The sequence below is a fragment of the Actinoplanes solisilvae genome, assembly GCF_003999975.1.
GTDB classification, from domain to species: Bacteria; Actinomycetota; Actinomycetes; order Mycobacteriales; family Micromonosporaceae; genus Actinoplanes; species Actinoplanes solisilvae.
Window position 1 is genome coordinate 1 of record NZ_RJAC01000076.1, and the last position, 1,513, is coordinate 1,513.

1 protein-coding gene is annotated in these 1,513 nt (G+C 67.1%); it reads left to right on the top strand.

Annotated features, from left to right (window positions below; genetic code table 11):
* The first annotated feature begins 250 nt into the window (after positions 1-250).
* Positions 251-1,486: an IS110 family RNA-guided transposase gene (locus EER30_RS46640; protein WP_127509774.1), complete on the top strand. Its 1,236-nt coding sequence runs from the start codon at positions 251-253 to the stop codon at positions 1,484-1,486.
* Positions 1,487-1,513: the final 27 nt, after the last annotated feature.

A 1,513-nucleotide genomic window follows, 5' to 3' on the forward strand; every position in this document is an offset into this window, starting at 1 on the left:
CCTAATGAGTTCTGGGAGCACGCCATCGGGCAAACTCCTGGTGGGTAGGTAGCCGCCGGCGGACGAGCACTCAGAGTTCCTGGACGTTGAGTCCTGCTGAAAGATCGTGCCGCTGCCGGTCGGTGTGGAGAGTTGATCGCTGATGGGATGTCGTGCCCGCCCGGTTGCGGCGTGAGCACTGCTTCATTAGGTCGCTGATGGTTCTCCGCTCGGCTACCGGTGGTGATCGATTCGGCAGGTGGGAGAGGCGTTGCTGTTCATAGGAGACGACTGGGCGGAGGACCACCACGACGTCGAGCTGATGGACGCGGCCGGTCGCCGGCTGGCGAAGGCCCGGCTGCCGGAAGGCATGGCGGGCATGGCACGGCTGCACGCGATGATCGGTCAGGCGCTCGGCGATGACATCGAGGACGACGATGTGATCAGCGCGCGGGTGAGGATCGGTATCGAGACCGATCGGGGTCCGTGGGTGCGGGCGTTGGTCGCGGCCGGTTACACGGTGTATGCGGTGAACCCGTTGCAGGCGGCCCGGTATCGGGAACGTCTCGCGGTGTCGGGGGCCAAGAGCGACGCGGCGGACGCGCACATGCTGGCCGACATGGTCCGCACCGACTCGCACCAGTTGCGTCCGATGGCCGGCGACACCGCGGATGCGGAGGCGGTCAAGGTCGTCACCCGGATGCACAAGACGTTGATCTGGGAACGGACCCGGACCAGCCAGCGCATGCGGCATGCGTTGCGGGAGTACTTCCCGGCCGCCCTTCAAGCGTTCGACGACCTTGACGCCGGTGACACCCTGGAACTTTTGGCCAAGGCCCCGGACCCGGTGTCCGCGGCCCGGCTGAGCATCAACCAGATCAGCGCGGCCCTCAAACGGGCCCGCCGCCGTGACGTGACGGCCAAGGCGACGGCGATTCAGGCCGTGTTGCGGGCCGAGCACCTCGGCCAGCCGGCCGTGGTCACCGCCGCCTACGCCAGCACCGTTCGGGCCTTGACGGCGTTGCTGGTCACCCTCAACGAGCAGGTCAAGACGTTGCAAGGGCAGGTCGAGGCCCATTTTGGCCGGCACCCGGACGCTGAGATCATCTTGTCTCAGCCCGGACTGGGAGCCGTGCTCGGCGCCCGGGTGCTCGCCGAGTTCGGTGACGATCACACCCGCTACATCTCCGCGAAGGCCCGGAAGAACTACGCCGCGACCAGCCCGATCACCCGCGCATCCGGCAAGAAGAAAACCGTCGCCGCCCGATACGTCCACAACGACCGGCTCGTCGACGCCCTGATGACACAGGCGTTCTCCGCCCTGCAGAAATCTCCCGGCGCCCGCGCCTACTACGACCGGCAACGCGCCCGCGGCGCCGGGCACAACCCCGCCCTGCGCCAGCTCGCCAACCGGCTCGTCGGCATCCTGCACGGATGCCTCAAAACCGGCACACCCTACAACGAGGCGACCGCCTGGTCCGCTCACCTCATCGACGCTGCCGCTTGACATTCAAACTCCTGGGATGTCTTTCAG